A 25,558-nucleotide genomic window follows, 5' to 3' on the forward strand; every position below is an offset into this window, starting at 1 on the left:
GTCCCTTCACTCTGGACGCTGCACCTTCACGCGACTCCACGAATTCCGCCGTCGTCGGCCGCCGGCGCATCTGCGCTACCCGGTGCGCGCACCTCGGCGTAGTCCGGCGACTCCTTCTCATTCGTCCGATGCAGGGCGTAGAGGAGCGCGAGGCCGACCAGGGTGCTCAGGTGGGTCGCCAGCCGGCCAATCGGCACCGCGCCGGCCAGGAGGTCGCGAGCGCCGAGCAGGACGAGCAGCCCGACCAGCGTCAGCACCATCGGCAGCAGCGCCGCGGCCCGGGCCGGCCGCCGGGCCACACCCAGCAGTCCGATACCGATGGCGATATTGAAGGCGGCGCTCTCGTGGGCGACGTGCATGCCCATCGCCATGTCGATGTCCAGGCCGAAGAGGTCGGGCAGCGCTAAGAGGATCTGAAGAATTCCGACGACCGCGAGGCCGAAGAGCAGTACCCGGCGCCGACGTCCGACTCGGGCCGCGGGAAGCGCCGCGTTCAGCAATATGGCGGCACTCAGGTCCGGAATGTCGGCCGACCTGAGCCGGGCGGCCCGGGTCAGACGGGTCGCGTCGGCCAGCCACGCCCCGCAGAGGCGGCAGCCGGAGAGGTGCGCGTCGAGAACGGAGGCCGACATTCCAATAGGCTCTCCGTCGAGGCGCGCGGAGGCCGCCTCCCGAAATCGATCGCATTGCACGTACTAGTAGTCGGGATCCGCCCCGGCATAGTTCCAGTCAGTGATGCAGATCACCGCCGATGGAGGAGACCGTGGAGCCGCTCGATCCGATCACCGACGCCGCCCTGCGCGCGCGCCGCGGTGATGCCGAGGCGGCCAGCACCTTCGTCCGGGCCACCCAGGTCGACGTCTGGCGGATGGTGGCCGGTCTCTCGTCCCGCGCCGATGCCGACGACCTCACCCAGGAGACCTACGCGCGGGCCTTCGCATCGCTGCACCGCTTCACCGGTCGCTCCAGCGCCCGCACCTGGCTGCTGTCGATCGCCCGGCGCGTCTGTGCCGATGCGGTTCGCTCCACCGTCCGGGAGCGGCGTCGGGCGTCCGAGCTCGCCGGCCCCGGGGCGCCGATGGCCGATCCGGCGGACATGGTGGTGCTGAACTCGCTGGTGCATCTGCTCGATCCGGAGCGTCGGGAGGCTTTCGTGCTGACCCAGCTCGTCGGTCTCTCCTACGCCGAAGCGGCGGATGTCTGCCGCTGTCCGGTGGGGACGATCCGCTCCCGGGTGGCCCGGGCCCGAACCGATCTGGTCAATGGGATCACCACCGGCGGTCGATCCGCCGCCTCCAGCTGACCCGCCCGGGCCAACCGTCCCCGAGCGGCGCGCGCTTTGTCTGCCGAAGAACCGCTCCGGCCGCCGATACCGGAACTTCGGCGGACAGAGCGGGGAGTCGGACAGCTAACTGGCCACCGCGGGGGCGGGCTGCTTCGGCGCCAGCCCCGATTCGAGCGTCGCCCGGACGCGCTTTACGACGTAGTGCTCAGCCACGAACGACATGAACGGGATCGTGCCGGCGGCCATGATCAGCAGCACCCGCACCGGATGCCAACGCAGCTTGATGGCCAGGTCGAGCGTCGCCGCGACGTAGAGCAGGTAGAGGTAGCCGTGTCCGATCCAGGTGATCTCGGCCAGCAGCTTCTGCCCGGCCCACCACTGCAGCGGCAGGGCGACGAAGGTGGCCAGCACCAGCACGGTGCCGGTGGCGAACGCCATGATTCGGAACCGCAGTAGCGCGCCGGCGTACTTTGGCTTGGCTGCAGGCCGAGCAGCAGGCCGACCGGAGGGGCGCGTAGAGGGTGTTGCTGCGGTCACCGTTGTTCCTTCACTACCTCACTCGACGTCGCGAGTGAGGCCAGATAGTCGTTGTAGGCAAGCTGGGTGGAGTCAAGCTCCTGGGCGTCGCGGCCCGGCGGTACGTAGCGACGGTATGCGACCGGTTCGGCTGAGTTCACGACCGCCGGGCTCGACTCCAGGCGCTCAGCGCCACCGCTATCGTCGCCGTCGGCTGCGGTAAGGGAGGCGCTCCGCTCGCGCAGCGCGTCCCGCATCACCCGTACCAGCATGAAGACGACGAAGGTGGAGAAGGCCCACCACTGCAGCACGTAGGAGTAGTTCTGAATGTCACCGTGTCGTTCGTGCGCCCGCTGCAACTGCCAGCGGCCGAGCAGCACCATCGCGATCGTCGAGACGGTCACCAGTGCGTAGAGCATCAGCCAGCGTGGCTTCAGCAGGAACGCGCAGCGACGGAGCATAGCTAAACGGTACGTCAGCCGCTCGGCCTCAGCTAACGCTGAACCGCCTGTGTGATCCGATCCGTCCGGCCTGAATCGGGGTGATCGAGCAGGTCAGCCGGGGCATTCTCACCGTGTCGTCAGCGATCCGTGGCCGGAGTCGACGAGGATCAGGGCATGAGCGACAAGCGGACTCTCGCGATGGGGACGCCCGGGCAGCGGCCGGCTTGGTTGCGCGTCACCAATGGCGAGCGGCGCTGGGCGGTCGGTGCGGCCATGCTGGTGGCGATCGCCCTGCACTCTGTGATGCCGAGCCAGTTCGTGCCCCATCCGGCCTACGTGGTGCCCGCCATCGAACTGGCCCTACTGATCTTCCTCGGCTTCGCGCTTCCCTCGTCCCCGACCCAGAAGTCGCCGAAGCTGCGGGTGGTCGCCCAGCTCCAGTTCGCCCTGATCGCGGTGTGGAACATCGCCTCGCTGACGCTGCTCGTCCGTGCGGTCACCACCGGCGCGAAGATCACCGCCGACGATCTGCTTCTGGGCGGCATGGCGATCTGGCTGACCAACGTGATCGTCTTCTCGCTCTGGTACTGGTCCTTCGACCGCGGCGGACCGGTGGCTCGTGCCCTCGGCGAGATGGACATCCCGGATCTGCTCTTCCCGCAGATGACCGACGAGCACCTGGCCCGGGACTGGGAGCCGTACTACCTCGACTACTTCTTCGTCTCCTTCACCAACTCGACCGCCTTCTCACCGACGGACACGATGCCCTTGTCGCGTTGGATCAAAGTGCTCTTCATCGTCCAATCACTGACCGCGTTGATCACGATCGGGCTGGTCGCCGCACGGGCGGTGAACATCCTGCCGGGTGGTTAGGTTGTGGTTACGAGCGCACGAGACGGGCGATCGCCGCTGATGCCTCTTTGACCTTGGCCTGGGCCTCGTCACCGCCGGAGTTGATGGCCTGCGCGACGCAGTGCGTCAGGTGCTCCTCGATGAGCCCGATAGCGAAGGACTCCAGGGCCCGAGTGGCGGCCGAGACCTGGGTCAATACGTCGATGCAGTACGTGTCGGACTCGACCTGGCGCTGCAGCCCACGGATCTGTCCCTCGATGCGCCGTAGCCGCTTCAGCTGGTCGTCTTTGGTGTCGTGGTACCCAGGATGTCCGTCGGCCGAGTGCGGTTCGCTCATACCCCCGGAGGGTACTCGTCGGCCACCGGTGTCGACGGGCTCAGCTTGCCGCCGGCTCAGCGTGCGTCGTCGACTTCGGGCAGACAACCTCATTTGTCGCCGCGTGAACCCAGAACGCGCCGTTCGGATTGCCCGGGGGGTAGCGCAGGCGCAGCCGCCACCCACAGTGGACACATTTTGTGTCGGTACCCACGCCCGTCCGCCCTTCGATTCCTGGCAACACACCTGGCCAGCCCGCGGCCGGATGCTCATTGACAAATTTACGCCAAGGTCGACGACGTCGCCTGATCAAATCGCCCCTCACAGTCCACACCCAGGCATCTGACAGGGGACCACCGGCGGCACGGGTACCTCACCAGCGCCGCATCGGCATCACTACGCGGGCTCATCGCTGGCCCCTAGCTTTTCTAACGCGGATCAGACATGATCCTTGGCGATGCAGCCGCCCTGCAGAGTCGCGAAGCAGCAAACGGGGGAACTGAAGATGACGAGTAGGTCCAGTCGTGCCCTTTTCAAGGGCGGCTCCGCCAGATCCGCACCGACGCGAAGGCGACTGCTGGCGCTGACCGCGGCGCTCACCCTGGTGCCGATGCTCGCCGGCTGCAAGCCGGTAACCACAACCAGCAAGTCCTACCGATCCCCGGTCAGCAATGTTGCCTCGGTGACACCAGCTAACACCGCCGATTCGACTCTCGCCGTCGCCATCACCACACCAGTCCCCACGGTTGCAGCGCCGATTACCTCGGCCGAGCCTGCGGCCACGCCGATACCGACAGCGGCACCGACTCCGCAGCCGAAGCCGAAGCCGACGGTCAAACCGGTGGCCAAGTCGAAGCCCGCGCCGACCGCCCACCCAACTCCGAAAGCCACCGCTAAGCCGACGGTCAAGCCCGCGCCCAAGGCAACACCCAAGCCGGCGCCAAAGCCAACGACGACGCCCGTCGCCGGCTGCCATCCGTTGAGCAACGCCGGCCACTGCTACAAGGCCGGTCAATTCTGCCGCGCCACCGACCACGGCAAGAGCGGCACCGACGCCAACGGCCGGGCCATCATCTGTCGCGATAACAACGGCTGGCGCTGGGAGCCGAAGTAGTCGCGTTGGATACATCCCGGCTGGTTTCTATGGACTAGACAACTTCTCAGCTTGCCGCTCGGATTGGGGCGAGCACTCATTGTGACGGAATCACCCGTGATTCAAAGGGATTTGTCATTCTGCGGTCCGGTCGCGTAAGTTGCGTGCAGGAACGCACGGGGCGCTCCTCGTCAGGTCGCACTGGGGTGCACACCGACCTCGACACCAGCTGAGTAGGACGTCACATGCAACGCACGCTTCACCGTAGCCAAGTGCTCGCGGCCGTTGCCGGGCGTTCGATCCGACTCATCACCGCGGCCCCAAGTCAGCGGTCACTTCTGAGGCACGCCCGCTAGCCCCACTCCCAGACTTGCGGCACGGCGCGGTGTGCCCCCTCACGCTGCGCTGTGCCGCATCCTCATCGCCGTCTCTTTCTAGCGCGTACAACTTGGGCCTACCCCTCGCCCTGCTCGCCAGCCATCCGATTTCACCCAGCCCTTGACACTCCCGAGCTCTGGCGCAACACTGAACTAGATGGTTCAGTATTCGGAGTTTGACGCCTCATTCGCCGCTCTGGCGGACCCTGTTCGACGCGGGATCCTGGAGCGGCTCGGACGAGGAGCAGCCACTGTCAGCGAACTGGCCGGCGACTTCGAGATGAGCCTCACCGGAGTGAAGAAGCACATACACCTGCTCGAGGCGGCCGGCATGGTCGTCACCGAGAAGCGGGGCCGAGTGCGATATTGCGAGCTCGGCCGCAACTCGCTCGAGCGCGAGGCGATCTGGCTGAGTGAGTTTCGCGCCACGATCGAGTCTCGGCTCGACCACTTGGATGCATTCCTACAGCGGACGGAGAATCAGCCATGACGTCACAGTCAGCAACAGAAACCAGCACAGTCACCACCCCCAGCGATCGGGAGATCCACGTAGAACGGATCTTCCACGCATCGATCGACCGCGTCTGGGCCGCCTACACCGAGCCTGAACTCATCGCGCAGTGGTGGGGGCGGGGCAATCCGCTCGAGGTCATTCGCTGGGAGTTCGAACGCGGCGGTCACTGGCGGCTGGAAGAGCACTACGACGGCGGAGTCGCTGGTTTTGAAGGGCGATTCCGCGAGGTGACACCGAAGAAGCGGATCGTCCGCTCCTTCGAGTGGGACGGCATGCCGGCCCACGTCATCATCGACACGATGGAGCTGGTGGACCTGGGCGACGGGCGAACCAGAGTGGTGGTCGACAACATCTTCCACACCACGCAGGAGCGGGACGGCATGCTCGCCTCAGACATGGAGCAGGGTATGAACGCGTCTTTCCGTGCCCTCGACGAACTGCTCGCGAAGAGCGGCTGACCACGTCCGATCAGCTGTCTGGCCGGCTCCGCCGAAACCGACCCCAGACAGAACTCAAGCCCAAGGCCAGAAGGCCTTGGGCTTGAGCTTGGAAGGCCCGGTCAACGACAGCATCACGTCTTCTCAGACCTGACAATGCCGGCCCCGATTGCGACCGGGCGGGCCAGATAGTCAGTGTTTGAAGGCGTCCTTGACGTTCTCGCCGGCGTCCTTCAGGTCAGACTTCGCCTGATCGCCCTTGCCTTCGTTCTCGGTCTTGTGGTCGCCGGTGGCCTTTCCGAACGCCTCTTTCGCCTTGCCCTCGACGTCCTCGACAGCGTTCTTGACCTTATCTACTGCGCTCATATCGCGCCTCCAATTGGTTATATCCAATACGCACCGCGGTGTGCGCTTGCAGTAACTGGATACCCAGTGTCGGGCGAAGCTAAACTGCCGACTCGATCTTCCCGGATCAAGCCAGCCGGGTGATCTCCACCGAAACACTCAGCTCGCTGGTCGCGGAGCCGGCGACCAGACCCTTGATCGGCGGCGCATCTGTGTAGTCACGGCCGGTGCCGACGAGGACGTGCCGCTCGCTGATCGGCGAGTCGTTGGTCGGGTCGTGGCCGATCCACTCCCCCAGCCACCACTGCACCCAGGCGTGACTCTCGCCCTTCACCGGCTCGCCGAGCGCGGCGTTCTGGTCGGGGTGCATGTAGCCGGAGACGTAGCGAGCCGGCAGGCCGATGTGCCGCAGCGCACCGACCACGATGTGGGCGTAGTCCTGGCAGACGCCGGTGCCGGCCTCCCACGATTGGGTGGCCGAGGTGTTCACACCGGTCGAGCCGGGGACGTAGGTCACCGTCTCGCGCACCCGGTTGCAGAGCGCCAGCGCCGCCTGGTGGGGCGCGAGTTCGCTGCCCACCTCGACGGCGATAGCCGAGAGTTCCTCGTTCGGTTCCGTCCGCGCGGTCTGGGTCAGGTACTCACCGAAGCGCTGGTACACCGAGTCAGCGCGCACCGAGTCCCAGCTCATCTCCAGGTCAGGCTTGGGGCGCCAGGCATCATTCACCTCCACCAGCGACACCGCCTCGACGTTCAGGCTGGAGTGCGGGGCCTGCACCTCAAAGGCCCGCACCCAGGTACCCCAGTAGTCGGAGTACGCGTGCTGCCAGCTGGCGGCCTGCCCGTCGGCGTCGACATTCAGCAGTGTTTCCAAGGGGTTCTGCCAGGGCAGCACCAGTGGAGTCAGCCGCGTCTCGTTGAACGACGCTGTCACCGGAGCGTCGTACTCATACCGCGAGCTGTGCCGAACCCGCATCCGACTCGTCATCAGGAGACCGCCCATTCCTTGGCCACACCGTGCGCGAAGTAGCGCTTGGTCACCGCATCACTGGCCAGCGAGCAGGCGCTCTGCACCCGCTCCATCAGTTGGTACAGGTCGTCGAAGATCTCCGACCGCGGAGCGAACTCGAGTTCGGAGCGGATCATGCCGAGCACCCGATGCCCCTCGCTGGCACTGCCGAACCGATCGAACTCCCCACTCAGGTCGTCCATGCTGCGTTCAGCGCTGGTCAGCGCGCTGATCAGTGAGCGCGGGAAGAGCGGGTCCAGCAGCAGGAACTCCACCGCTCGCTGATCCTCGACCGCTCCGTGGGCGCTGTGCAGAAACGCCTGATACGCGCCGCAGCTCTGCAGCAGCGTGACCCAGGACGGACCGGCATCGCCGGCCAGCGCCCGCGCCGCGACCAGCCGCGCGGTCATGTCGGCTCGCTCGATCGCCCGCCCGAGGGCGAGGAAGTGGTAGGCCTCGTCACGGCTCAGGGTGGCGTCGGCGGTGCCGTTGAAGGCGGCCGAACGCTCGCGCACCCAGGTGAAGAAGGAGTGCGGCCGGGAGCGTCGCGAGGATCGGGTCGCCTCGTGCCAGGTGACGTTCAGCGTCTCCCAGAGCTCGGTTGAGATCACTTCGCGGGAGCGGCGCGCATTCTCGCGGGCCACTGTGATGGCACCGACGATCGAGGCCGGGTTCTCCCGATCCCAGGCCAGCAGTTCGAGCACCTTCGACTTATCGATCTCGGCATCCGGCTCGATCTCGCAGCCCATCGCCGAGAGCAGCGACGCGCAGACGACACCCTCCGGCGCCCACGGGTCCTCCAGGAGGAGGTTCAGGTGCACGTCCAGGGTGCGGCTGGTGTCCTCGGCCCGCTCGACGTAACGACCGATCCAGTAAAGGGATTCGGCGATCCGACTCAGCACGGCGCATCCCCCGCTTCCGCTTGTTGTTGTTGCTGTTGTTGCTGTTGTTGCTGCTGCGGCTCTTCCTCACGGTCCTGCTGCGGCAACGGCAACCGTTCGGCCTGGATCGGAGGCTCGATGCGGGTGATCGGCTCAGCTCCCGAGACTCCGCGCTCGCCGGCTAGCACCCAGGTGTCCTTGGCGCCGCCACCCTGGCTGGAGTTCACCACCAGAGATCCCTTGACCAGGGCCACTCGGGTCAACCCGCCCGGGAGCACCCAGACGTCATTGCCGTCGTTGATGGCGAAGGGACGTAGGTCGACGTGCCGCGGCTCCACTTCGTCACCGACCACCGTGGGGACGGTCGACAGTTGCACCACCGGCTGAGCGATCCAGCCGCGCGGATCGGCGATGAGACGCTCGCGGAGCGCGATGAGCTCCTTGGCACTGGCCTGCGGCCCGATGACCAGACCCTTCCCGCCCGCACCATCGACCGGCTTCACCACCAGCTCGTCGAGGCGATCCAGCACCTCCTCCAACGCGCCCGGGTCCTCCAAACGCCAGGTGTCGACGTTGGCCAGAATCGGCTCCTCGCGCAGGTAGTAACGCACCAGATCGGGGAGATAGGTGTAGATGAGCTTGTCATCGGCCACACCGTTGCCGACGGCGTTGGCGATGGTGACGTTGCCGACCCGGGCCGCGGTGAGCAGGCCGGGGCAGCCGAGCATCGAGTCGTGCTTGAACTGCACCGGGTCGAGGTACTCGTCGTCCACCCGCCGGTAGATGACATCGACCCGTCGCTCGCCACGGGTGTCGCGCATCCGCACCACACCGCCGGAGCAGATCAGATCACGCCCCTCGACCAGCTCGACACCCATCGTGCGGGCGAGCCAGGCGTGCTCGAAGTAGGCACTGTTGTAGACGCCCGGGGTGAGCACCACGACGCAGGGATCGGTGACCCCGGGCGGGGCGGCTTTGCGCAGCGCGGCCAGCAGTCGCTGCGGGTACTGCGACACCGGGCGGAGCCGGACCTGGCTCAGCGCGTCGGACCACTGCGGGCGGACCGCGTTGCGGTTGGCCAGCACGTAGCTCACTCCGGACGGCACCCGGACGTTGTCCTCGAGGACGCGGAAGGTGCCCTGCTCGTCACGGATCAGGTCGATTCCGGAGACGTGCACCCGAACCCCGTTGGGCGGCTGGATGCCGGCGGCGGCCCGGTGGAAGTGGTTGGAGGAGGTGATGACCCGGCGCGGCACGACGCCGTCGGCGATCGCCAGGCCCGGGCCGTAGACGTCGGCCAGAAATGCTTCGAGAGCCCGGACCCGCTGCCGGACGCCGGTCTCGATCTTCTGCCAGGAGAGGTCGTCGATGACGCGGGGCACGATATCGAGCGGGAACGGCCGCTCCTCGCCACCGACGTCGAAGGTGACGCCCTGGTTCAGGTACGACCGAGCCACCGACTCGAGGCTGGCCCGCAGCTCAGCCCCGCCGGAGCGCTGCATGGATTCGTGCAGGGCCTTGTACGGCGCCCGAGGACCGTCGGCGCTGATCATCTCGTCCCACGCCGCGCCGAGTGGGTAGTGGTCGAATATGCCAGCCATTGGCGGGATCATATGGACCGATTGTGTCGCTGATGTTGCCGCGCCTGGACCCTCAGCATGCTATCCATCAACACAGTCTGGACCATCGCCACGCACAGCCCAAGGGGGGTCCGATCGGCCAGCGAGTCACCCACCCGCAACGCCGCCGGGCAGCTAGGCCAGACCCACCCGAGTCGCGACCAGTTCGATGCGATCGTCGGGCTGGACGGCGGCCACCCGGAAGTGATCGGCACCATCCGGGCCGTAGAACTCTCCGGGCGAGACGACGATCCCGGCCCGCTCGGCCAGGTCCCGGGCATCGGTCCAGGCGTCGCCGCTGGGCGAGGCGACCCACAGGTAGAAGGCACCTTCGGGCAGGTGCGCCGCATAACCCAGAACCCCGAGAATCTCGGTCAATCTGGTGAGCCGCTGCCGGTAGCGGCTGCGCTGCCGCTCGACGTGCTCGTCGTCGTTGAGGGCCAGCACGGCCGCGGCCTGAACCGGCCCCGGCGGCATCAGACCCGCGTGCTTGCGGACCTCACTGAGGTAGTGGATCAGCTCGGCATCACCGGCGTAGAAGCCGATACGGGCACCGGCGAAGTTGTCGCGTTTACTGAGGGAATGTACGGCGACCACGCCCTGCGTTCCACTGGTCAGCACCGAGGCGGCCGGAGTTGCCCAGGTGAATTCGGCGTAGCATTCGTCCGAGAAAACCGGCACGTTCCGCTCACGTCCCCAGAACGCTGCCTCGGCCAGATCGGCCAGCTCGCCGGTGGGGTTGCTGGGCGAGTTCACCCAGACCAGCAGCGCCCGCTCCGCGTCCTCGGCGGCTATCTCGCTTAGCTTCGTGTACGGGACGGCCCGACAGCCGGCCAGCGACGCCCCCATCGCGTAGGTGGGGTAGCTGATCGCCGGGTAGAGGACGGTGTCCCGCTCGGGCGTCCGTAGCTTGAGGTACTGCGGGGTCGAGGCGACGAACTCCTTGGTGCCGACGCAGGCCGCGATCTCGGTCGCGACGTCCACGGTGGCGCCGAGGCGGCGTGCGATCCAGTCGGTCGCCGCCTGCCGGAAGGCCGGCGTCCCCAGCGAGGGCGGGTAGGTACGGGCCGTCGCCGGTGACGCTAGGGCGGCCGTGACCTCCGGTGGCGGGTCGTCGCAGGGGGTGCCGATCGAGAGGTCGACGCCTCCCCCGGCGTGCCGGCCGGCGATCGTGATGACCTCGGCCAGCCGGTCGTAGGGGTAGGGCGGCGGGACGAATCCGGTCATGATGTCTCTCCAGTCTCTTCCGACGACGCGCGGGCGCGCTCCAGCCGCTGGGCTCGGGCCTCCAGCGCCGAGGCGAGCAGTTGGGCCAGGTGCTGGCCGGAGTCACCGGCCAGCTGTTCAAGCTGGGTGCGGCAGGAGAACCCGTCGGCCAGCACCACCGCGTCCTCATCCGCGGCGCGGACGGCGGGCAGCAGGGCATTCTCGGCCACGGCGACCGACACCTCGTAGTGGCCGCGTTCGACCCCGAAGTTTCCGGCCAGTCCGCAGCAGCCACCGACGGCCGCGATCTCGGCTCCGGCGTCGGCCAGCAGCGCGGCGTCCTCGCTCCAGCCCATCACCGCATGCTGGTGGCAGTGCGGCTGAGCGACCCCCTGCACCCCGCGCAGGCTCGGCGGGGTCCAGTCGGGGGTCGCGCGTAGCAGTTCGGCCAGGGTGTGCGTCTGCTTGGCGACCTGCGCCGAGCGTTCGTCGTCGGCCAGCAGTTCGGTAACGTCCGAGCGGAGCACCGCGGTGCACGACGGCTCCAGCCCGACGATGGGAATCCCCGCCTTTATCGACGGTTCCAGCGCGTCCAGCGTCCTGCGCAGGCGCTTACGGGCCCCATCGAGCTGGCCGGTCGAGATCCAGGTGAGGCCACAGCAGACGGCGCGGTCGGTGATCTGCACGTCGTAGCCCGCGTCCTCCAGCACGGTCACCGCGGCACGTCCGACCTCGGGCGAGAAATGGTCGGTGAAGGTGTCCACCCACAGCATCACCGGCTGGCCGGTTAACGGGGTGGCTCCGCCGCCACGAGCCTTCTGCCGCCCGGCGAACCAGTCGCGGAACGTCTCGGTGGCGAACTCCGGAAGCGGGCGGCGCTGGTCGACGCCGGCCATCCGCTTCCCCAGCGCCGAGAGGGACTTACGGCGCAGCGCGAAGTTGGCCGCGCGCGGTGTGTGCGAGGCCAGCCGGGACCAGCGCGGCAGCCAACCCAGCGCGTAGTGCGATGCCGGACGCAGCCGGCGCCGGTAACGCTGGTGGAGTGCCTCCGCCTTGTAGGTCGCCATGTCCACGCCGGCCGGGCAGTCGGCCGAGCACCCCTTGCAGGAGAGGCAGAGATCGAGTGAGTCGAGCACCTCCGGCGAGCGCCAGCCCTTCTCGACGAGGCCGCCGTTGGCCAGCTCCTGCAGCACCCGGGCTCGGGCCCGGGTGCTGTCCTTCTCATCCCTCGTCGCCAGGTAGGAGGGGCACATCACCCCGCCGGTGGCCGTCGTGTCGGCCCGGCACTTGCCCACCCCGACGCAGCGATGCACCGCGGTCGTGAAGTCGCCGCCGTCGTGCGGGTAGGCGAAGGCGAGGTTCTTGCGCAGCGGCTTGGCCGCCGGCACCCGCAGGCTTCCGTCGACCGGCTCCGGGGCGACGATCACGCCGGGGTTGAGCAGATCGGTCGGGTCGAAGGCATGCTTCACCGCGGCGAAAGTACTGAGGGCCTCGGGCGTGTACATGTACTGCAGCAGCTCGCCGCGGGCCCGTCCGTCGCCGTGCTCACCGGACATGGAGCCACCGTGACTGCCGACCAGTTGGGCCGCCTCCAGCATGAATGCCCTGAATCTTTCGGGGTGGGTGGCCAGCGGGAAGTCGATGCGTGCGTGCACGCAGCCGTCACCGAAGTGTCCGTAGACCAGCCCGTCGACGTTGTGGGCACTCATCAGCTCGGAGAACTCACGCAGGTAGGGGCCGAGTCGCTGCGGCGGGACGGCCGCATCCTCCCAGCCCGGCCAGGCCGGCTCGTTGGCCGGAGTGCGGCCGCCGAGCCCGGCGCCGTCCTCGCGGATGCGCCAGAGCGCCTTGGCGATGAGCCCGGTGACCACGGTCGACTCGATACAGTCGGCGTCGGCGATGAGTCGGTTCGCGGCGGCGATGGCGTCGGCCGTGGTCGCACCGGCGGTCTCGACGAAGAGCCAGCCACCGCCCTTGGGCAGCGGCGGTACGGCCGCCTCACCGCGGCGGCTGCGGACCACCTCGACGAGACGGGCGTCCATGCCCTCCAGCGCCACCGGCTTATGCGGCAGCAGCCCGGGAACCGCCTCGGCTGCGGTGGCCATGTCGGGGTAGCCGAGCACGGCCAGGGCCGTCGCCTTCGGGGCCTGGACCAGCTGCACCCTGGCCTGGAGCATGACGCCGAGTGTCCCCTCGGTGCCGACCAGGAAGCGGGCCAGGTCGACGCCGTTCTCGGGTAGCAGGTGCTCCAGCGAGTACCCGGAGACCTGCCGGGTGAAGCGTCCGAACTCGGTGCGGATGAGGCCGAGGTTGGCGGCGACGATGCCGTCGAGGTCGCGCATCAGGGCGGCCGGTGCGTTGGCCGCCGAGGTGAGACCGTCGCGTCCGTACCGACCGGCGGTGAAGCGCTCGCCGGCCGCGGTGAGGAGGTCGATATCCAGGACATTGTCGGCGCTGCGCCCGTAGGCCAGCGCGCGTGAGCCGCAGGCGTTGTTGCCCAGGGCGCCGCCGATGGTTGCCCGAGCATGGGTGGATGGGTCGGGGCCAAACCGCAGTCCGTGGATCGCCGCGGCGTCGGAGAGCGCGTCCAGGATTACCCCGGGCTGGACGACCGCACTGCGGGTGAACGGGTCGATCTCGATGATCTGGTTCATGTGGCGGGAGAAGTCGAGGACGATCCCACGTCCGACCGCATTCCCCGCGATGGAGGTGCCGGCGCCCCGTGAGGTGAGGGGGACGCCCAGGCGTCGGGCGACGTCCAGGGTGGCCGAGACATCGTCGGCGCTGCGTGGAAAGACGACGGCGGCCGGAACGATCCGGTAGTTGGACGCGTCCGAGGAGTACTCGGCCCGGCGGCGGCTACTGATGTCGGCGTCGGCCACGCCGGCCTTGCTCAGCGCACGGGCCAGTTGGGCCGGACGGGGGCCGCTGTAGTCGGAGCCGGCGTGCGGGCGGGAACTGTGCGGGCCGTGCGTGGATGGGGTTGCCGCAGGCGCAGAGGTCACGGCTCCATTCTGCCGTGCCGGTGAAACCGGTTTGTCGGGGCGCGTCAGGTTGCTCCTCCTCGCGCCCCGCCTGCCCCGCCGCCGTGAGACCGCCGTGAGCACGCTTTGTATGCCGAGCTTCCGATTTCAAGGCGGAAAGCGGATGCTCGACATACAAGGCGGGACGTATGGAGAGGATGGGCCGGCGGGGCTAGCCGTACGCGGGGGCTACCCGCGGCCACGGACGCAGTTGCTCCAGCTGGGCCGCCACCGCCAGCAGCGTCGCCTCCTGACCGGGACGGGCCACCAGCTGCACGGACAGCGGCAGCCCTCCCGGATGCACCCCCGCCGGCACCGCCATCGCCGGCCAACCGAGCAGGTTCCACGGCGCGGCGAACGGCGCGTAGCGGACGTTGGACACCACGTTGGCCAGCCACCCGCGCTCGCTCCAGGCCAGCGCCTCGATCGGCGGCTGCGCCAGCGTCGGTGTCACCAGCACATCAACGTCGGCGAAGTACTCCTCGGCCATCCGCCGCCAGGCCTCCCGGGCGCCGTCGCGCGGGCCACCGACCGCCAGCACCAGCCGCCCCAGCATCGCCTGCCGCTTGGTGCGCCTGCTCAGCGTCGACGGGTCGGGCAGCGTCGAGATATCCAACTGCGTCCCAGCGAACCAGCGGGCCAGCGACGCCGGCCCGAAGCGCAGCGGATACCGGACCTCAGCCGCCCGGACGGAGTGCCCAGCGCCGGCCAGCAGGTCACCGGTCGAACGCGCCGCCGACGCCCAATGCTTGTCGACCGGAAGCCCGAGCTGGGGCGGCTTCACCGAGACGCCGACTCGCAGCCCCGGCATCACACCAACTGCAGCCAGCGACGGATCACCGGCCATCACCGAGAACATCAGCGCGCAGTCGGCCACGGTGGTGGCCAGCGGGCCGTTCTCGGCCATGTCGAACCACGACCCGTTTCCGAGTTCGGAGACGACAACACCGAGGCCCGGCTTGATCCCGACCAGTCCGGTGCAGGCGGCTGGAATCCGGATCGACCCCATCCCGTCGTTGCCGTGCGCGATCGCCACCATCCCGGAGCCGACGGCCGCGGCACTACCGCCGGAGGAGCCGCCCGGGGTGCGGGAGACGTCCCACGGATTGCGGGTGATTCCCTCGGCTGAGTCGGTCGTGCCGAAGACGCAGAACTCAGGGACGTTCGATATCCCCACGATCACCGCGCCGGCCGCACGCAGCCGCCGCACCACCTCGTGATCCTCCGGCTGGAGCGTGCGCGGCACGGCCAGCGACCCACAGTTGGTCGACTCACCGGCGACTGCGACGTTGTCCTTGACGATGATCGGCACCCCGGCCAGGGGAAGCGTCGCGAGGTCGCTGCGCGCGTCCACCGCGTCAGCCTCGGCCAGCGCCTTCTCGTCCCGAATGACCCGAAGCGCATTGAGCTTCGGCTCTCGCTCGGCGATCCGCGCCAACGCCTCTTCGGCGGCGGCGCGAGCAGTGAGGGACCCATCAGCGACGGCGGCGGCGGTCTGCACGGCGGTGAGCATGCTCAGACCTTAGAGCACCGTTGTCAGAGCACCTTGGAGAGAAACGCCTTCGTCCGCTCCTGCTGCGGATTGCCGAGCACCTCGCGCGGGTCACCGGCCTCGACGACGACGCCACCGTCCATGAAAACCAGCTGATCGGCCACTTCGCGGGCGAAGCCCATCTCGTGGGTCACCACGATCATGGTCATGCCGCCCTTGGCCAGCGCCTTCATCACGTCGAGCACTTCGCCAACCAGTTCCGGGTCCAGGGCCGAGGTCGGCTCGTCGAAGAGCATCAGCTTCGGCTGCATGGCCAGCGCCCGGGCGATGGCGACCCGCTGCTGCTGCCCCCCGGAGAGCTGCGCGGGGTAGGAGTGCTCCTTGTCGCCCAGACCGACCTGGGCCAGCTGCCGACGCCCGATCTCGATCGCCTCGGACTTCTTCAGCTTCTTGACCCGGATCGGCGCCTCGACGACGTTCTCCAGGGCCGTCATGTGCGGGAAGAGGTTGAAGTGCTGGAACACCATGCCGATGTCGCGGCGCTGCCGCGCTGCCTCCTTGGGGCGCAGCTCGTGCAACTTGGCACCGCGCTCCTCGTATCCGACCAGCACCCCGTCGACGTAGAGGCGCCCGGCGTTGACCTGCTCGAGATGATTCACACAGCGCAGGAACGTCGACTTGCCCGATCCCGACGGGCCGATCATGCAGAGCACTTCACCGCGTGCCACGGTGAGGTTGATCCCCTTGAGCACCTGAAGTGTCCCGAAGTTCTTGCAGACCGAGCGGGCGTCGACCATCAACGCGGCGGCACCGTTGGTATCCGTCACGCGCCCATCCCGCCCCCACCGTCGTGGGTTCCGGCGGCCAGCGCCTTGGCCTGGGCCCGAGCTTCCCGGCCGGTCATCTGCCGCGACGAGCCACGGGCGAAGTGTCGCTCCAGGTAGTACTGCCCGACCATCAGCACGCTGGTGATAGCCAGGTACCAGGTGGAGGCGACCAGCAGCAGCGGGACCGGCTTGAAGTTGACGCCGGAGATGTTGCGGGCTTGGGAGTAGAGATCGATCGTCAGTGGCACCGCGGTCACCAGGGAGGTCGTCTTCAGCATGCTGATCAGCTCGTTGCCGGTGGGCGGGATGATCACCCGCATCGCCTGCGGGAGCACCACCCGGCGCATCGTCAGCGGCCAGGACATCCCCAGTGCGGTCGCCGCCTCGGTCTGTCCCTCGCCGACCGAGGAGATGCCGGCCCGCACGATCTCAGCCATGTAGGCCGCCTCGTTGAGTCCGAGGCCGATGGCCGCGAAGAAGAACGCCGCGTCAAGCTGTTGGATGTCGAACGTGGCGAACTGGTGCCCGAACGGGATGCCCAGCGAGAGGTGCGGGTAGATCGAGGCGAAGAGACCCCAGAACACGAGCTGCACATAGACCGGAGTGCCGCGGAAGAGCCAGAGGTAGACCCAGGCCACCGACTTCAGGACCGGACTTGGCGACAGCCGCATCACCGAGAGCACGACGCCCAGCGAGACCCCGAGCAGCATGGCCCAGATGGTCAGCTGGATCGTGACCCAGGCACCGGAGGAGATCCGCCTGTCGAACAGGTACGACCAGTAGGTCGACCACTGATAGTTCTTGTTGGTCGCCGCGCCATAGAGGAAGAGGGCGAGCAGCACCAAAATGAGCGTCGCCGCTATCCAGCGCCCCGGCCGGCGCAGCGGGACCGCCTCGATCAGGTCAGGTCCCGCCGCGGCGGCCGGTTTGTTGGATTCGCTCTGAGCGTCCGAGCTCATCGTCGGCTCGTTGTCAGCTCGTCGCGCCGTTGATCTGCGACGTCTTGATCTCGCCGGTCTGAACGCCCCACTTCTCGCAGATCTTTCCGTAGGTGCCGTCGTCGATCAGCGTCTGCAGCGACTTCTGCAGAGCCTGCGCGAGGGTCGAACCCTTCGCGACCGGCCAACCATAGGGCGCCGACTCGAAGACAGCGCCGGCCTGGGTGAGCTTGCCGGCGGCCTGCTTGATCGCGTAGGCCGTCACCGGGGAGTCGGCCGACATGGCGTCGACCTTGCCGAGCACGACCGCGTTGGTGGCGTCGTCCTGGCTGTCGAACTGCACCTTGATGATGGCCGGCTTACCGGCCGTCGTGCAGGCCTTGCTCTTGCCGGGGACGTCATCGGTGTCCTCGGTGGTGGTCGTCTGAACGGCGACCTTCAGCCCGCAGGCGTTGTTCGGGTCGACCGTCTTGCCGGCCGGGGCGGCCCAGAGGATGCCGGCGCTGAAGTAAGTGGCGAAGTCGACGGTCTGCTCGCGCTCCTTGGTGTCGGTGAACGACGACATGCCGACGTCGTAGGTGCCGGCCTGGACCGCCGGGATGATCTTGGAGAAGTCAGCCTCGGTGTATTGCGTCGTGAGCCCGAGGCCCTTGGCCACCGCGTCGAGCAGGTCGACGTCGAAGCCGACGATCTTTCCGCTGGAGTCCTTGTACTCATTCGGCGAGTAAGGGACGTTCACCCCGACGATCAGCTTGCCGGCCGTCTTGATCTTCGCCGGCAGCAGCGCGATCGCTGCGTCATTCGCCGAGACGGTGGCGCTGACCGACGCGCCGGTCGGGCCGGAAGTCTCCTTGTTGCTGGCACACGCGGAGAGACTGATAACCGCAGCCGCAACGGCTACTACGGCGGTGAGCTGGCGACGCATCAACACAAGAAATTCCTCCATGGAGATCTGTTTCAGATTGGACTTACGGAGAAACCTTAGGTCAACAATGTTCGGTCTGACCGTCCGGAAACGTAACCGTTACCGCTCCGCGACTGGCCCGCACTCTGAGTGAGACGCTCACTACGGAAGTGCAAGCTGGCTCTTGCCGAGGACGACGATGCCTCCCTCGGATACGTGGTACCGGTCGCGATCGTGACCTGGATCGACACCGATGTGCGCGCCGGCCGGGACGACCACGTCCTTGTCCAGAATCGCCCCGCGGACCACCGCGCCCCGCCCGATCTGGACCGAATCCATCAACACCGACCCCTCCACGTACGCGCCGGCCTCGATCCGAACGTTCGGGGAGACGACGCTGTGCCGCACCGTGGCGCCGGAGATGATGGAGCCGGAGCCGACGATCGACTCCTGGGCCAGGCCGCCTTCGACGAACTTGGCCGGCGGCAGCTGCGGGTGGTGGGTGTAGATCGGCCACAGCTGGTTGTAGAGGTTGAAGATCGGGTGGACGGCCACCAGATCCATGTGCGCGTCGTAGTAGGCGTCGAGCGTCCCGACGTCGCGCCAGTAGCCGTGATCGCGGTCCTCCGCACCCGGCACGTCGTTGTCGTGGAAGTCGTAGACGTAGGCCGCGTCGCGCTGCACCATCATCGGCATGATGTTGCCGCCCATGTCGTGCGCGGAGTCCTCGTCGGCGGCGTCGGCTCGCAGCACCTCGATCAGCGCGTCGGTGGTGAAGACGTAGTTGCCCATCGACGCGTACGCGACGTCAGGATTATCCGGAAGCCCCGGCGGGTCGGCCGGCTTCTCGATGAACTCGATGACCTTGCGATCCTCCGCCGCGTGGATGACGCCGAAGGCGCTCGCCTCGGAGCGGGGAACCCGGATTCCGGCCACCGTCGCGCCGGCACCGGTCTCGATGTGCTGGGCCACCATCTGACGCGGATCCATCCGATACACGTGGTCGGCGCCGAAGACCACGATGTAGTCGGGCTTGTCGTCGTAGATGAGGTTGAAGGACTGCAGGATGGCGTCGGCGCTGCCGGTGTACCAGCGCGGGCCCAGCCGCTGCTGAGCCGGAACCGGCGTTATGTAGTTGCCCAGCACGGTCGACATCCGCCAGGTCTGGGTGATGTGCCGATCCAGCGAATGCGACTTGTACTGGGTCAGCACGCAGATGCGCAGGTAACCGGCGTTGACCAGATTGGAGAGCACGAAGTCGATCAGCCGGTAATTTCCACCGAAGGGCACCGCCGGCTTGGCTCGGTCTGCAGTGAGTGGGTAGAGGCGCTTACCTTCTCCGCCAGCCAGCACCATGCCTAAAACGCGAGGTTCTCGAGCCATGGACTCACCCTAGCCGGTCGGTGACCAAGGACATAGAGCCCGCAGAGCGGCGCAATCGGCAGGTCTAGAGTCGGCCTCATGCGCGTCGGAATCCTGACCAAGGAGTACCCCCCAGAGGTATATGGCGGGGCCGGGGTGCACGTCGAGTTCCTGGTCAGCGAGCTGCGAAAGCTGATCGACGTCGACGTGCACTGCTTCGGAGCGGAGCGGGGCGAGCCGGGTGTGCGGGCCTACGCCACTCCGGGCGGCCTGGCCTCGGCCAACGCCGCGCTGCAGACACTCGGCGTCGACCTGGAGATCGCGGCTAACGTAGCCGGAGCTGACCTGCTGCACTCGCACACTTGGTACGCGAACCTGGCCGGGGTGCTGGGCGGGCAATTGAACGGCGTGCCCCACGTGCTCAGCGCGCACTCGCTGGAGCCGCAGCGTCCGTGGAAGGCTGAGCAACTCGGCGGGGGTTACCGGATCTCCTCCTGGGCCGAGCGGCAAGCCTACGAGAGCGCGGCCGCGATCATCGCCGTCAGCTCCGGAATGCGCAACGAAATTCTCAGCAGCTATCCCTTCGTCGACCCGGCCCGGGTGCACGTGATCTACAACGGAATCGACACCGGCCTCTACCGGCCGCGCACCGAGACCGATGTGCTCGAGGAGTTCGGCGTCGATCCGCAGCGCCCGTCGGCGATCTTCGTCGGACGGATCACCCGGCAGAAGGGGCTGGTTCATCTACTGGCCGCCGCCCGCGATTTCGACCCGTCCGTTCAGCTGATTCTCTGCGCTGGAGCACCGGACACCGACGAGATCGCCGCCGAGACGAAGGCTCTGGTCGACGAACTGCAGCGCACCCGGACCGGGGTGATCTGGATTCGCGACATGCTCCCCCGCCCCCAGGTGGTACAGCTGCTCACCCACGCCACCGTCTTCGTCTGCCCCTCGATCTACGAGCCGCTGGGGATCGTGAATCTCGAGGCGATGGCCTGCTCGACCGCCGTGGTGGCCAGCGACGTCGGCGGAATCCCGGAGGTTGTCAACGACGGCGAGACCGGGACGCTCGTGCACTACGACGTCGAGGCGCCAGCTGAGTTCGAGGCCGGGATCGCGGCGGCGGTGAACGCCGTGGTGGCCGACACGGCTCGGGCCGAGGCGTTCGGCGCGGCCGGCCGGCAGCGGGCGGTCGGGAAGTTCGGCTGGGCCGCCATCGCGGCCGAGACGGTCGAGCTCTACCGAGATCTGCTCGGCTAACCGCGCAGGCGCTTGTAGTCGGCCAGCGACACCGCCCGCTCCCGGGCGTGGTCGACGATCGGTGCCGGGTACCCCTCGGGCAGTCCCTGGGCCGACGCGCCGGGCTCGTGAATCTCGCGCGCCCCGAAGGAGCGCAGCTGCGGCACGTAGCGGCGAATGTAGTCGCCCTGCGGGTCGAAGCGACGCCCCTGGGTGGTCGGATTGAAGATCCGGAAGTAGGGCGAGGCATCGGTGCCACTCCCGGCCGTCCACTGCCATCCGTGCTGATTGCTGGCCAGGTCCCCGTCGATGAGGTGACGCATGAAGTGGCGGGCGCCTTCGGTCCATTCGATATGCAGGTCTTTCACCAGGAACGACGCGACGATCATCCGCACCCGGTTATGCATCCACCCCTCGGCCAGCAACTGGCGCATTCCGGCATCGACGATCGGGTAGCCGGTCCGACCCTGCTGCCACGCCGCCAGCGCGGTCGCGGCCGCCTTGCCGCGCCGGTAGGGCATCGCCGCCAACTCGGGCTGGAAGTACTCGCGCGCGCTCGCGGGCCAGAAGTGCAGCACGGAGGCGTAGAAGTCCCGCCAGGCCAGCTCCCGCCGGAATCGCTCCGCGCTGGTGGAGCGGCCCAGCCCCTGCAGCAGGGTGCGCGGATGGATGCTCCCGACGTGCAGGTGCGGCGACAGGTGCGAGGTGGCGTCCTGGTCGGGACGGTCGCGGGCGGTGTCGTAGTCCGCGAGTCGCTCGGCGGCGAAGTTGGCCCATGCCCGCACCGCGGCGGCCTCTCCGGCCGGTGGGAGGGTGAGGCCCGGGTCCAGCGGTGGATCGTCCGGGATGGCGACGCTTTTGATCGCCGGGGCCCAGTCGATGCCGGCCGCCTCCGTCTGGGCCGGCGCCGGCCAGCCGTGCTCGACCCAGCGCCGATAGAAGGCCGAGTAGACCTTGAACGGGCTGCCGTCGGCCTTCCTGACCCGCCCCGGTGTGACGCCGTACGGCGATCCGGTGCGGATCAACGGGATACCGCCCAGCGCTGCCTCGACCCGAGCGTCGCGGGCCGACCCGTAGGGCGCGTGGTCGGAGCTGACGTGGACCGCGACCGCGCCCACCTCACGAGCCACCTGCCCCACGACCTCGGCCGGTTCGCCGCGCCGCACCACCAGCTGCCCGCCGCGCTCACTCAGATCGGCCTGCAACGCCCGCAGCGTCTGGAGCAGAAAAGCTAACCGTGGGGCGCCGGCCGGCCGCAGCAGTGCGTCGTCCAGGACGAAGAGCGCGGTCACCGGCCCGTCCTGGGCGGCGGCCAGCAGTGCCGGATGGTCAGCCACCCGCAGATCGCGCCGAAACCACATCACCGAAGCCACATCCCGAGACTGCCCGGTGCGGCGTGGCCGGTAACGACCGGGTCAGCCGGCGGCCACCTGTCGGGTCGATTGACTCTGTGCTTAGCTGGATTCATGACTGGCAAAGAATCTGACGATCTCTACGCAGGCGGCTACGGCGGCGCGGAGCAGTTCGACCCCTCGGACACCCTCACCGGCGACAACACCGAGGATCCGTTGGACGCCGGCTACACCGTTCCGGACACCCAGCCGCTGGGAACCCGCTTCGGCACCACGGCTCGCGAGCAGGAGGCCGGCGAGACGCTGGACCAGCGACTCTCCGAGGAGGAGCCCGACATCGACGCCGACGACGTCGCCTTCACCGACGTCGAGGGGCGCACGGGTCGGTTGGTCGCCCCCGACGAGGGCAGCGGCTTCGACGACGAGTCCGATGCGATCGCCTACGACGTGGGACGGGCCGGCTCAGCCTCCAGCGCCGAAGAGGCGGCCATCCACATCATCAACGAGTAGCGGCTTCGTGCCGATTTGGGGAGTTAACTGCCCGGATTCCGGGAACTTAACTCCCCAAGTCGTGCCTCAGACCTGATCCTGGATCCAGCGGGCCAGCAACCGGGCGCCGAAGCCGGTCGACCCTTCGCTGACGTAGCCGGCGGCCTCAGCGGCCCGAGCCGGACCCGCGATATCCAGATGAGCCCAGGGCACGTCCCCGACGAAGTGCCGCAGGAAGAGGGCCGCGGTGATGCCGCCAGGTGCGCCGGGTGAGTTGTTGGCGTCGGCGATCGGCGAGTCCAGTAGCGACTCGTAATCACGGTTGAGCGGCATCCGCCACAGCGGCTCGTCGACCGTCTCGGCCGCCACGTCGAGGCGCTTGGCCAGGTCATCGTCGTCGGTGACGACGCCGGCGATCTGATCACCCAGCGCCATCTTCATCGCCCCGGTCAGCGTCGCGATATCCACCAGGACGGCCGGCTGGAGCTTGGCCACGGCGTAGGAGAGTGCGTCGGCCAGCACCAGACGCCCCTCGGCGTCGGTGTTGGTGATCTCCGAGGTTCGCCCGTTGTAGTGGCGCAGCACGTCACCCGGTCGCATCGCGTTCCCCGAGACTGAGTTCTCGGCCGCCGGCACCAGCGCGGTCACCCGGATCGGGAGCTGCAGCGACGCGACGACGTGCACCGCGGCCAGCACGGCCGCCCCACCGGCCATGTCGGTGTACATCGTCGTCATGCTGCTGCCCGGCTTCAGGTTGTAGCCGCCGGTGTCGAAGGTGATTCCCTTGCCGACGAGGACGATGTGCGGCTGCGCGGGGGCGCCCCGCGGACGCCACCCCGCCTCGATGAGGCGGGGTGGCGAGGCGGACCCCTGACCGACCCCGATGACCCCGCCGAAGCCCTGCTCGCGCAGCCAGGTGTCGTCGCGGACGGTGACCGCGACGCCGAGCCGCCCCAGCTCCTTCTCGGCCTGCGCGCCGAGCCAGGCCGGCGACTTCGTGTTGGTACGGGTGTTGGTGAGGTCACGGGCCCACAGCCCGGCGCGGGCGTAGTGGTTGGCGACGTCGAGGGAGGCCCCGCTGCCGGCGCCGAAGAGGGCGGCCCGCTGCAGCTGCGGCTCGTCCCGTTTGGTGGGCGATCCGAAGCGGTAGGCGCCCAGCTGCAGTCCCTCGGCGAAGGCGGCGGCCGCCTCGTCGTCGAGGCCGGCGAGCACGCAGCTGACCGCGGTCGAGGCGGCATTGCGGGCCACCGCCGCCCCGGCCAGTCGGGCCGCTCGGGTACCCCCGTCGGAGACCCCGACGAGCAGGATCCGGCGCGGCACCTCGGCGGGGCGCAGGAGTTCGGTGATCACACCGGCTTCGGCCAGCCCGGACGCGTCGCCTGATCCGGTGGTGGACTCTGGTCTGTGTTCGGCTGCGGATTCGGCGTCGGTCTCGGCGATGAAGACCCGCAGCAGGTCGCGGGTGCTGATCGGCAGTACCTGGGTCGAGACCAGGTCCTCCCCGGCGACGTCGAATCCGAGGCCGGCGTAGGAGACAACGACCGCGACCACGTCCGCCGGCGTACGGCGGTCACCCAGACGAATATCGATCACGGGAGTCTCCAATGTATTCGGCTAACACTTCCAGCCAGTGGCCGGTGCGAAGATTTGGGGCGAACACTAGATTTGGGGCGAACACTACGGGGTGTAAAAGCGCTCAGCGGGGCGTAAAAGCACTCAGCCCCAGACGCTGCGTGCTCTCGCACGCCGTGTCTGGGGCCGGATCGTTTACTCGCGACGATCAGCTGACAACAGTCTGCAATGCCTCTCCGAGCGCGGTTGCCTCGGCTGGCGTCATCTCCACCACGAGCCGCCCGCCACCTTCCAGCGGAACGCGCATCACGATGCCACGCCCCTCCTTGGTGACCTCGAGCGGTCCGTCGCCGGTCCGGGGTTTCATGGCCGCCATTGCTGCCTCCTGTCGATGGGCACCGCGGTGCCCCTCCTGAACGAAATAATTGCCCGGCTGGTCACAGTCGGGCAAGGACTGCCGTCCATTGTCCCGCATCACGGCGGTAACCCAAAAATCAGGGTCCAACTATTTCAAAACGGCCCGCCAGCAGGTGACGATGTGGTCATTCACAATCCCGCCCGCCTGCATCAGCGCATACGCGGTGGTGGGTCCGACGAAGCGGAAGCCGCGCCGCTTCAGGTCCTTCGCCAGCGCGGTCGACTCGGCCGTGATCGCCGGTGTGTCGGCCCAACTCGTCGGGCTCTCATGCCGGGCCGGAGCGAAGGACCAGAGGAGGTCGTCGAGTCCTTCAGGCACGGCGTCGCGCACCCGTCGGGCGTTGTTGATGACGGCCAGGATCTTGGCCCGGTTGCGGATGATGGCGGCATCGGCCAGCAGCCGCTGCACATCGCTGTCGCCGAAGGCGGCCACCGTGTCGACCTCGAAGTTGCCGAAGGCCGACCGAAACGCCGGGCGGCGACGCAGAATGGTCAGCCAGGAGAGGCCGGATTGAAACCCCTCCAGCGCGATCCGTTCGAAGAGGTTCCGCTCACCGTGCAGCGGCCGGCCCCATTCGTCGTCGTGGTAGCTGAGGTACTCCGGGGCCGAGGTTGCCCACTCACAGCGGAGGAGTTCCTCACTCATCAGCCGGCGGCGCCGGATCAGGCGTCGCTGACGCAGGCTCCGACGGCACGGTCTGCGATAGCGCGGCCTCGGACACCGCTGTTGGCGCGCCGCTCAACTGGCCGCTCAACTGGCCGCGCAGCCAAGCCAGCTCCTGGTCGCGGGCCAGGAGCTCGTTGGAGAGCCGGTCCAGCAGCCGATCGGTCTCCGCGAAGCGGTAGCCGCGCAGGGCCACCGGCAGCCGTACGGTGGCGACGTCGGAGGCGCTGAGCAGGCTGTCCGGCAGTTGCTGCGGAAGCGCCTCATCGGTGGCGACGGGCGCGATCCGGGTGCCGGCTGGGAGCAGATAGACGGCGATCAGGAAGAGGATGCCGACCGCCACGACGGCGAGTAGTCCATAGAGCAGCAGCGACAGCACCCCACGA

27 protein-coding genes are annotated in these 25,558 nt (G+C 68.1%); 7 read left to right on the forward strand and 20 right to left on the reverse strand.

The features are described from left to right. Nucleotides 1-26 precede the first annotated feature (26 nt). The gene (locus CPH63_RS21255; RefSeq protein ID WP_096304727.1) at nt 27-632 is read right to left on the reverse strand and encodes a hypothetical protein; all 606 of its coding nucleotides are present in this window, start codon (nt 630-632) and stop codon (nt 27-29) included. 119 nt (nt 633-751) lie between these two features. Between CPH63_RS21255 and CPH63_RS21260 the strand changes: the two genes are divergently transcribed. Further along, complete coding sequence (locus CPH63_RS21260) at nt 752-1,303, forward strand: sigma-70 family RNA polymerase sigma factor (RefSeq protein ID WP_096304728.1); 552 nt, start codon at nt 752-754, stop codon at nt 1,301-1,303. A gap of 105 nt (nt 1,304-1,408) precedes the next feature. On the opposite strand, the gene CPH63_RS21265 is transcribed toward CPH63_RS21260, so the two are convergent. Continuing rightward, nucleotides 1,409-1,822: a DUF3817 domain-containing protein gene (locus CPH63_RS21265; protein WP_256385807.1), complete on the reverse strand. Its 414-nt coding sequence runs from the start codon at nt 1,820-1,822 to the stop codon at nt 1,409-1,411. Further along, entirely contained in the window at nt 1,819-2,262 is a 444-nt protein-coding gene (locus CPH63_RS21270) for a hypothetical protein (RefSeq protein ID WP_096304730.1), read from the reverse strand. Before CPH63_RS21270 ends, CPH63_RS21265 begins: the two co-directional genes overlap by 4 nt. A gap of 156 nt (nt 2,263-2,418) precedes the next feature. Here CPH63_RS21270 and CPH63_RS21275 point away from each other — a divergent pair, with 156 nt between their 5' ends. Beyond that, nucleotides 2,419-3,117 carry a hypothetical protein gene (locus tag CPH63_RS21275; RefSeq protein ID WP_157749720.1) on the forward strand — a complete coding sequence of 233 codons (699 nt, stop codon included), beginning with the start codon at nt 2,419-2,421 and terminating at the stop codon, nt 3,115-3,117. Between the two features lie 7 nt (nt 3,118-3,124). Here the strand turns inward: CPH63_RS21275 and CPH63_RS21280 are convergent, their stop codons facing one another. Continuing rightward, nucleotides 3,125-3,433: a metal-sensitive transcriptional regulator gene (locus tag CPH63_RS21280; protein ID WP_096304732.1), complete on the reverse strand. Its 309-nt coding sequence runs from the start codon at nt 3,431-3,433 to the stop codon at nt 3,125-3,127. A 484-nt stretch (nt 3,434-3,917) separates the two neighbouring features. Here CPH63_RS21280 and CPH63_RS22515 point away from each other — a divergent pair, with 484 nt between their 5' ends. The 3 genes from CPH63_RS22515 to CPH63_RS21300 all read left to right on the forward strand — a co-directional run bounded on the left by CPH63_RS22515 (nt 3,918) and on the right by CPH63_RS21300 (nt 5,854). Further along, complete coding sequence (locus CPH63_RS22515; RefSeq protein WP_157749721.1) at nt 3,918-4,526, forward strand: hypothetical protein; 609 nt, start codon at nt 3,918-3,920, stop codon at nt 4,524-4,526. A 513-nt stretch (nt 4,527-5,039) separates the two neighbouring features. Beyond that, nucleotides 5,040-5,372 carry a helix-turn-helix transcriptional regulator gene (locus tag CPH63_RS21295; protein ID WP_096304735.1) on the forward strand — a complete coding sequence of 111 codons (333 nt, stop codon included), beginning with the start codon at nt 5,040-5,042 and terminating at the stop codon, nt 5,370-5,372. Continuing rightward, nucleotides 5,369-5,854 (forward strand): SRPBCC domain-containing protein, encoded by a 486-nt coding sequence (locus CPH63_RS21300; protein WP_096304736.1) that lies wholly within the window; start codon nt 5,369-5,371, stop codon nt 5,852-5,854. Before CPH63_RS21295 ends, CPH63_RS21300 begins: the two co-directional genes overlap by 4 nt. A 171-nt stretch (nt 5,855-6,025) precedes the next feature. On the opposite strand, the gene CPH63_RS21305 is transcribed toward CPH63_RS21300, so the two are convergent. From CPH63_RS21305 to glgC, 11 genes are all read right to left on the reverse strand, one after another. Then, nucleotides 6,026-6,199, reverse strand: coding sequence for a CsbD family protein (locus tag CPH63_RS21305; protein WP_096304737.1), 174 nt, complete (start codon nt 6,197-6,199; stop codon nt 6,026-6,028). A gap of 106 nt (nt 6,200-6,305) precedes the next feature. Further along, entirely contained in the window at nt 6,306-7,166 is an 861-nt protein-coding gene (locus tag CPH63_RS21310; protein ID WP_096305332.1) for a transglutaminase family protein, read from the reverse strand. Beyond that, nucleotides 7,166-8,089, reverse strand: coding sequence for an alpha-E domain-containing protein (locus tag CPH63_RS21315; protein WP_096304738.1), 924 nt, complete (start codon nt 8,087-8,089; stop codon nt 7,166-7,168). Before CPH63_RS21315 ends, CPH63_RS21310 begins: the two co-directional genes overlap by 1 nt. Continuing rightward, nucleotides 8,083-9,669, reverse strand: coding sequence for a circularly permuted type 2 ATP-grasp protein (locus CPH63_RS21320; RefSeq protein WP_096304739.1), 1,587 nt, complete (start codon nt 9,667-9,669; stop codon nt 8,083-8,085). Before CPH63_RS21320 ends, CPH63_RS21315 begins: the two co-directional genes overlap by 7 nt. A gap of 153 nt (nt 9,670-9,822) precedes the next feature. Beyond that, nucleotides 9,823-10,914 (reverse strand): aminotransferase class I/II-fold pyridoxal phosphate-dependent enzyme, encoded by a 1,092-nt coding sequence (locus tag CPH63_RS21325; RefSeq protein ID WP_096304740.1) that lies wholly within the window; start codon nt 10,912-10,914, stop codon nt 9,823-9,825. Then, nucleotides 10,911-13,802 (reverse strand): FAD-binding and (Fe-S)-binding domain-containing protein, encoded by a 2,892-nt coding sequence (locus tag CPH63_RS21330; protein WP_096305333.1) that lies wholly within the window; start codon nt 13,800-13,802, stop codon nt 10,911-10,913. Before CPH63_RS21330 ends, CPH63_RS21325 begins: the two co-directional genes overlap by 4 nt. Nucleotides 13,803-14,088: 286 nt before the next feature. Then, nucleotides 14,089-15,429 carry an amidase gene (locus tag CPH63_RS21335; RefSeq protein ID WP_096304741.1) on the reverse strand — a complete coding sequence of 447 codons (1,341 nt, stop codon included), beginning with the start codon at nt 15,427-15,429 and terminating at the stop codon, nt 14,089-14,091. 23 nt (nt 15,430-15,452) lie between these two features. Continuing rightward, nucleotides 15,453-16,205 carry an amino acid ABC transporter ATP-binding protein gene (locus CPH63_RS21340; protein ID WP_096305334.1) on the reverse strand — a complete coding sequence of 251 codons (753 nt, stop codon included), beginning with the start codon at nt 16,203-16,205 and terminating at the stop codon, nt 15,453-15,455. A gap of 26 nt (nt 16,206-16,231) precedes the next feature. Next, entirely contained in the window at nt 16,232-17,194 is a 963-nt protein-coding gene (locus CPH63_RS21345; RefSeq protein ID WP_096304742.1) for an amino acid ABC transporter permease, read from the reverse strand. Between the two features lie 13 nt (nt 17,195-17,207). Then, a complete protein-coding gene (locus tag CPH63_RS21350) occupies nt 17,208-18,098 on the reverse strand; it encodes an ABC transporter substrate-binding protein (RefSeq protein ID WP_096304743.1) in 891 nt (296 codons plus the stop codon). A 141-nt stretch (nt 18,099-18,239) separates the two neighbouring features. Continuing rightward, the gene (glgC, locus tag CPH63_RS21355; RefSeq protein ID WP_096304744.1) at nt 18,240-19,460 is read right to left on the reverse strand and encodes a glucose-1-phosphate adenylyltransferase; all 1,221 of its coding nucleotides are present in this window, start codon (nt 19,458-19,460) and stop codon (nt 18,240-18,242) included. A gap of 78 nt (nt 19,461-19,538) precedes the next feature. On the opposite strand from glgC, the gene glgA reads away from it, so the two are divergent. Beyond that, nucleotides 19,539-20,699, forward strand: coding sequence for a glycogen synthase (gene glgA / locus CPH63_RS21360; RefSeq protein WP_096304745.1), 1,161 nt, complete (start codon nt 19,539-19,541; stop codon nt 20,697-20,699). Here the strand turns inward: glgA and CPH63_RS21365 are convergent. Beyond that, on the reverse strand, nt 20,696-22,039 hold the full coding sequence (locus CPH63_RS21365) for a deoxyribodipyrimidine photo-lyase (protein ID WP_096304746.1): 1,344 nt from the start codon (nt 22,037-22,039) through the stop codon (nt 20,696-20,698). The genes glgA and CPH63_RS21365 overlap by 4 nt on opposite strands. 105 nt (nt 22,040-22,144) lie before the next feature. Between CPH63_RS21365 and CPH63_RS21370 the strand changes: the two genes are divergently transcribed. Continuing rightward, nucleotides 22,145-22,540: a DUF5709 domain-containing protein gene (locus CPH63_RS21370; protein ID WP_096304747.1), complete on the forward strand. Its 396-nt coding sequence runs from the start codon at nt 22,145-22,147 to the stop codon at nt 22,538-22,540. Nucleotides 22,541-22,606: 66 nt separating this feature from the next. Here CPH63_RS21370 and CPH63_RS21375 read toward each other — a convergent pair whose 3' ends face one another. The 4 genes from CPH63_RS21375 to CPH63_RS21390 all read right to left on the reverse strand — a co-directional run bounded on the left by CPH63_RS21375 (nt 22,607) and on the right by CPH63_RS21390 (nt 25,551). Continuing rightward, nucleotides 22,607-24,112, reverse strand: a complete 1,506-nt coding sequence (locus tag CPH63_RS21375) for a M17 family metallopeptidase (RefSeq protein WP_172892268.1) — start codon at nt 24,110-24,112, stop codon at nt 22,607-22,609. 187 nt (nt 24,113-24,299) lie between these two features. After that, nucleotides 24,300-24,467 carry a DUF3117 domain-containing protein gene (locus CPH63_RS21380; protein WP_091354901.1) on the reverse strand — a complete coding sequence of 56 codons (168 nt, stop codon included), beginning with the start codon at nt 24,465-24,467 and terminating at the stop codon, nt 24,300-24,302. A 129-nt stretch (nt 24,468-24,596) separates the two neighbouring features. Next, nucleotides 24,597-25,154: a DNA-3-methyladenine glycosylase I gene (locus CPH63_RS21385; protein ID WP_096304749.1), complete on the reverse strand. Its 558-nt coding sequence runs from the start codon at nt 25,152-25,154 to the stop codon at nt 24,597-24,599. Next, nucleotides 25,147-25,551 carry a DivIVA domain-containing protein gene (locus CPH63_RS21390; RefSeq protein ID WP_096304750.1) on the reverse strand — a complete coding sequence of 135 codons (405 nt, stop codon included), beginning with the start codon at nt 25,549-25,551 and terminating at the stop codon, nt 25,147-25,149. The genes CPH63_RS21385 and CPH63_RS21390 overlap by 8 nt, the downstream gene beginning before the upstream one ends. Nucleotides 25,552-25,558 lie beyond the last annotated feature (7 nt).

The organism is Jatrophihabitans sp. GAS493 (assembly GCF_900230215.1).
Taxonomy (GTDB): domain Bacteria; phylum Actinomycetota; class Actinomycetes; order Mycobacteriales; family Jatrophihabitantaceae; genus MT45.